The organism is Advenella faeciporci (assembly GCF_014652395.1).
Classification (GTDB): domain Bacteria; phylum Pseudomonadota; class Gammaproteobacteria; order Burkholderiales; family Burkholderiaceae_B; genus Advenella; species Advenella faeciporci.
Genome location: NZ_BMYS01000041.1, coordinates 1 through 6,093, shown reverse-complemented (window position 1 = coordinate 6,093; position 6,093 = coordinate 1). Strand labels below are relative to the sequence as shown.

At 46.5% G+C, this 6,093-nt stretch carries 6 protein-coding genes; 2 read left to right on the top strand and 4 right to left on the bottom strand.

Translation table 11 applies throughout. The annotated features are described in order from the left end of the window. Both IE074_RS14930 and IE074_RS14645 read left to right on the top strand, forming a co-directional pair. Positions 1 to 183 (top strand): hypothetical protein (locus IE074_RS14930; protein ID WP_229794044.1); only part of this gene is annotated, 183 nt, incomplete at its 5' end. Positions 184 to 524: 341 nt separating this feature from the next. Further along, on the top strand, positions 525 to 956 hold the full coding sequence (locus IE074_RS14645) for a PaaI family thioesterase (RefSeq protein ID WP_189386189.1): 432 nt from the start codon (positions 525 to 527) through the stop codon (positions 954 to 956). A gap of 33 nt (positions 957 to 989) precedes the next feature. On the opposite strand, the gene IE074_RS14640 is transcribed toward IE074_RS14645, so the two are convergent. The 4 genes from IE074_RS14640 to IE074_RS14625 all read right to left on the bottom strand — a co-directional run bounded on the left by IE074_RS14640 (position 990) and on the right by IE074_RS14625 (position 5,730). Further along, on the bottom strand, positions 990 to 1,712 hold the full coding sequence (locus tag IE074_RS14640; RefSeq protein WP_189386188.1) for a hypothetical protein: 723 nt from the start codon (positions 1,710 to 1,712) through the stop codon (positions 990 to 992). A 186-nt stretch (positions 1,713 to 1,898) separates the two neighbouring features. Beyond that, entirely contained in the window at positions 1,899 to 3,824 is a 1,926-nt protein-coding gene (locus IE074_RS14635) for a TRAP transporter large permease (protein WP_189386187.1), read from the bottom strand. Further along, positions 3,821 to 4,447, bottom strand: a complete 627-nt coding sequence (locus IE074_RS14630) for a TRAP transporter small permease subunit (RefSeq protein WP_189386186.1) — start codon at positions 4,445 to 4,447, stop codon at positions 3,821 to 3,823. Before IE074_RS14630 ends, IE074_RS14635 begins: the two co-directional genes overlap by 4 nt. Before the next feature lie 116 nt (positions 4,448 to 4,563). Continuing rightward, positions 4,564 to 5,730 carry a TRAP transporter substrate-binding protein gene (locus IE074_RS14625; RefSeq protein ID WP_189386185.1) on the bottom strand — a complete coding sequence of 389 codons (1,167 nt, stop codon included), beginning with the start codon at positions 5,728 to 5,730 and terminating at the stop codon, positions 4,564 to 4,566. Positions 5,731 to 6,093 lie beyond the last annotated feature (363 nt).

Below are 6,093 nucleotides of genomic sequence, written 5' to 3'. Positions count from 1 at the left end.
GGTCTTCAAGCCTTTAGCTGCCTCGCGAGCAAACGCTTCCAGTTTCTTTTTGTCCATGTGATCTATCCTTTTCCCTGTGTGGGTGTAATGATAGACGGTTTACACAGTTTTATTTACAGGCTCTCAATGAGAGATGAAGCCTTGAAATGGCCTGTAAAATCTTCAAATCTTGATTTATGTTAATAATCAAGAATGTAAATTAAATTTTCAGATTTGTATTATATGTGTCTTAACGTTAATAATGTTTAACACTTATCATTAATTTTTTTTCGCTCATGCTTGTGCTCTTGCTTCAAATATAAAACCTGCGCATCAATCTTGATGTATCTTATGTTTTTTTGAATGATGTGATTTACACCGGAAGCGGCACGGCCTACACTGAAAGTTCAGTGATTCGTATCATTGTTAGCGCAAATGTTTACCAGGGTTTGTATGAACCCTGGTTTTTTTTGTCTGAAAGTTTCCTGCTGTTCAAATCTGCGGTACAGTCTAGACCAATATATAAAAACACAGGAGATATCAGCGTGGCTTCAAAAGAAGAAATTATCACTTTCCTGAAAAAGGATTTTCCACAGAATAAATGCATTGTGCAAAGCGTTGGTGAAAAATTTTCCAGGATAAAATGGCCAGTCAGTCATGACGATCTGCGGCCAGGAGGCACTGTGTCAGGTCCCTCGTTAATGACCGCTGCCGATGTGGCATTGTATGTTGCCATTTTGGGTGAGATCGGGATTGTACCTTTGGCTGTTACCACCAATCTGAATATTTCTTTTCTAAGAAAGCCGGCGCCAGATAAAGATCTGATTGCCGAGTGCCGGCTCATCAAGTTGGGTAGAATGCTTGCGATTGGTGACGTTTTTATTTTTTCAGAAGGCAGTGAGCAGGCTGTGGCGCATGCGGTCGGTACTTATGCCATTCCAGCTCAGGGTCAGGCAAGCCAGCCAGGTGCATCATGATTAATCCCGCCAAGTAAAACCGGGTGTTGATGATCAGGTATCCGGTCTGTCAGTATGATGGGTGTCAAGCAGTGTTTTAATGGCCGTTTGGGTTTTGATGGCAAGCCCCAGGGTGTGTGCGTAATAATCACATACGGCATGATAGTTTAGGTAAGTAATGTCTTGTTGATTGCTGATTTCTTCGGGCAAGAGCATAAGTTGTTCATGAATTTCACAGGCTTGCTCAACTGAACAGGCAGAGTGAAGAAAAGGATATTCATTCTTCTCCCAATGCCAAAACCCGGAAATCTGTTCAATCCCGGTTAATTGTTGGAAATAATGATCCAGCTGCCGGGTGCCTGGTGGATGGCTGTTGAAGAGTCTGTTGGACATTTCGTAATTGAAGTAATTGGCAACATGATCACGCCATTGCTCATCTGCCAGCGACCAGATGGCTAGCTCATCATTGCTGTTCAGGAGATCCCGGGCAATGGTTTTTTTTATGGGCAGGGGAAGGTGTGCGGATGATGGGAGGGTGTCCACCAGCTGGTAAAGGGCTTCCTGGCCCAGGTTAAAACAAAAAGTTTTCCAGTGGCTGCATAGTAAAACCGTAATGGATTTCAGCAAAGGGGTTGCTGTGGCGTCCGGTTCATTGGAGGCGAGCTCCAGCAAAGGATAAATGTCATCACTAATGTTTTTAATAAAGGTAGTGGTGGTTACCGGACAAAATAATGCTGCGTTTTCCATGTCGTCAACTTCTGTGATGTTTTGCTTCATCAGTATCCTTTCTGTTAATGCCGCAATTATACAAGTATGTGAGTGACGGATACGCCTGTTTCAGGATTCCTTGGGGCAAATGCACTCATTTGGCCCAGGGGCTGGGTAATCCATTCTTGAAATGAATATGTACAAAAAAAAATACCGCCAGCGGGCGGTATTTAGCTTGCCTGGATGCAGGATGATTTATTTGTATAAAACCTCTGGAAGCCATAAACCAATTTGTGGAAAGACATAAAGCAGAATGAGTGCAAATATCTGAATTCCCATAAACGGCAGCATCCCCAGGAATATCTGGTTCAGGGTAACGTGTGGTGGTGCCACTCCTTTGAGATAAAAGGCGGACATGGCAACGGGGGGGGAAAGGAAGGCGGTTTGCAGGTTAAGGGCAACCAGAATGCCAAAAAACAGTGGATCAATATTGTAGTGGGCCAGCAAAGGCAGGAATATAGGCATGAAAATGACAATGATTTCCGTCCACTCAAGTGGCCAGCCCAGCAGGAAAATAACAATTTGCGCCATGATCATGAACTCAACGGGTGTTAAATCCATTGATAACACCCAGGCATTAATAATTTCCTGGCCACCAAGCAGGGCAAAAGCGGCAGAGAAGATACTGGAGCCCACAAACAGCCAGCACACCATTGCACTGGTTTTTGCAGTCAGGTACATGGATTCCTTGAGCATGGCCATGTTCAGTCGCCGGTAGGCAAAGGCCAGCAAGAGCCCGCCAAATGCCCCCATGGCAGCCGCTTCGGAGGGTGTGGCAAAGCCAAACACAATACTGCCCAATACGGCCAGTATCAGAATGGCCAGCGGGAAGAAAGAGGCCAGAAGCATTTTGAATATTTCAAGCCGGGCAAAGGTGAAAAATGCATAAAAGATAAGCAGCAAGACCAGACCGGTAAGGAAAATAATCCAGAAAGTCATGGGAGCGCTGGTTTTGCCCGCTTCATCAGCGCTTATGTTTTCTGTGGTTGCGTTTTCTTCAACGGCCGCTTGTGCCATAGGCTCGGCCCCGGGAGGCTCATTCAGGGCGCCTGATGGCTCTGCCAATTCACCTGCCCCGGGGGGTTCTGCCAGGCCACTTCTGTAACTGTCAGGTTGGGCATCAAAAGAGCCAAATCCCATTTCTTGCAATTCATTGTTTTGTTGTGGCGCTGGGGCGGTAACCATTGTGTAGCTTATACCCATGGCTCCAAAGAAAACAATGGCAGGCAATAAAGTGATAAAAAGTTGGTATAGCAGCGATTTTGCCGGTATCCCAACATTGCGCTTTCCTTTCAGGGCGGTTAACAGGCCCGGCAATGCTTTGTTGCTGATGGCATTTTTAATGTTTTCGGCAAACTCGGGCAGGGAAACGCGCCTTTCTTCCTCGGACAAGGGGGGCGCCAGACTGGGCTTTAATTTGGCCAGGATAATGACGTAAACAACATAAAGCACGGCCAGCATGATGCCAGGAAAAAAGGCGGCAGCATACAGCTTGACCACCGATACGCCCGCAACGGCCCCATACACAATCAACAGTACCGAGGGGGGAATCATGATGCCCAGGCATCCGCCAGCGGTAATGGCACCGGCAGAAATTTTAACGTCATAACCCGCCTTAAGCATGGCGGGTAGGGCAAGCAGGCCCATGAGTGTGACAACGGCACCAACAATCCCGGTTGCCGTGGCAAATATCGCACAGGTTATAATAGTGGCAACCGCCAAAGAGCCGGGTATGCGGGCCATGACCAGATGCATGCTTTGGAAGAGTTTTTCAATCAGGTTGGCACGTTCAACCAGATATCCCATGAAAATGAACAAAGGCACGGCAATAAGTACATCATTGGTCATGACGGCGTAGGTGCGCAAAACCATCAAGTCAAGCGTTTGTTCCACCGCCAGCCGTGTGCCCATATCCTGGTAAGCATATAGGGTAAAGCCAACACCCATACCCATTAGGGTAAAAGCGGTGGGGAACCCCAGCATAATAGCCACAACAATCAGGGCCAGCATTAGCAAGCCCATATGCCCGTTTGTGATATCGGCGGGGGCGGGCATAAAAATAACCAGGGTAATAATAATGCCAAATAATATGGTAAGTCCAAACCAGGCTTCTTTTTTCATCTTGTGTTCCCGTTTTTTTCTGTTATGTAGGTGTCTGCTTGGATGATATCTTGCGTTGAAACATGAACCATGTCTTTCAGCTTATCAACATCAACCTCTTCAACATCAATGTCGCGTGATGGCCATTGCCCCTTTTTCAGGCATATGACGCATCTGACGACTTCAACAAATCCTTGCAAAAACAAGGCAAAACCTGCAATGGGAATAATGGCTTTGAATGGGTAAATGGGTGGTCCATTGGCCGTAATGGTAGAGTGCTCATTAATCACCCACGATTCTGAGGCGTAGTTGTAACCTGCCCATACCAGGGCAATAATGCCGGGGAAGAAAAAAAGAAAATAAAGGAGAAGATCCAGGCTGGCCTGTAAGCGAACCGAAAAAAATCCATACAGTACGTCACCGCGAACATGACCGTTTTTGCCTAGCGTGTAAGCGCCAGCCATCATGAAAAGTGCGCCATAAAGCATGTTCATGACATCAAATGCCCAGGCATGGGGTTGATGCAATGCGTAACGGGAAAAAACTTCATAGGTAACAAAAAGGGTGAGTATGAGGGCACACCAACTGAAAAGTTGTCCAATCAGTGTGTTAACTTTATCAATAAAGCGCAATATTTTTCGCATACCAATTCGCCTGGCAGTATTGATCTATGGATGTCACTTTCATCCTGGGCAAGAATGAAAGTGACATGAAGAACCGTAAACGGCAAGAAGTTTACAGAGATGCGTGTGTCCCTGTTTTAGGACTTCTTGGCGGCAGGCCGGGCAAAATAATGGTTATAAGCCATGCGGCGGTTATTGTTGGTGTCCATGTCCCAACTGACTGCCCGCTCCGCAAAAGCCCGCTGTGACTCCTCAATTTCCTTGAACAGAGGATTGCTTTCCGCTTTTTTGGCAACAATGTCGTCCCAGGTGGTTAATTGTTGCTGAAGAATCGCGTCTGGCGTTTTGTAGAATTTGACGTTGTCTTCGGTTTTCAGTTTGACGTAGTCTTGTGAATAACGGTCTATGGCTTTCCAGGACATATCGGCTGATGCGGCTTCAACGGCGTTTTCTATAATGGCCTTCATTTTGTCTGGCAGTGCATTGTATTTATCTTTATTGAATGTGATTTCAAAGGTTTCTGAAGACTGGTGAAAGCTTTGCAGCATGCATACTTTTGAAACATCGGGGAAGCCAAGCAAACGATCGGAAGAGGCGTTGTTGAATTCGGCGCCATCTAACAGTCCGCGATCAAGGGCCGGTACGATTTCACCACCCGGGAGGGCATTAACGGCTGCACCCATGGCAGTGAACAGGTCAATGGCCAGGCCGTTGGTACGGAATTTCAGGCCTTTCAGGTCTTCTGCCTTGGCGATGGGTTTTTTGAACCAGCCTAAAGGCTGTGTTGGCATTGGCCCGCTCAGGAATGAAACTACATTGCCACCAATGGAGTCATACAGTTTGACCAGTAATTCTTTGCCGCCACCATATTTAAACCAGGCCAGCAACATATTGGCATCCATGCCATAGGCGGGGCCGGAAGAAAACAGGGCAAGTGCATTCTGTTTGCCATAGCTATAACCAAGTACGCCATGTCCGCCATCAAGGGTTCCCTTGGAGACGGCATCCAATAAGGCAAAGGCAGGTACAACTGCGCCAGCCGGAAGAACTTCGATCTTAAGTTCTCCGCCAGTCATGTCATTGATTTTTTTAGCAAAATCAAGGGCATATTCGTGGAAAATATCCACGGTGGGCCAAGTGCTTTGAAACCGGAAACTGATGGGGGTTTGTGCGCTGACAATGGCCGGAAAACCCATGCCCACGGCAGCGGCTGTGCCGGCTGCCGCCGTGCCCAGGAATTTACGGCGTGATTCGGTTTGTGGTGGGGTTGCTGATGGTTTTTTTGCAGGACTGTTATGAGCCATGGTTTGTCTCCTGTGTGGCTGATACAACTGGTGATACTTAATAGTGATTTTGTTTGTTGTGCTACAGACTGCGACTCCAGCTAAATTTATACGCACTCTATTATTCATTGTCAAGATCTATGAACTAAGTGTAAGTGCCTATATTTAAATGCATTTTTTTTGCTTTTAATTTTGCCTAACGGCGTTTAATGCTTGGGAAATGCTTGTAATTAAGGGTTTATGCATTCCCACGCAGAGCGTCACTGCCATTAAGTTAAGGAAAATCCATTTAAAAACAATGTTTTTTCTGTCGTTTATGAAAGTTCAACTGTCTCCTTGATGATGACTTTTTACGGGGCGGATGACGGTAGCGCCGTTCCAGAC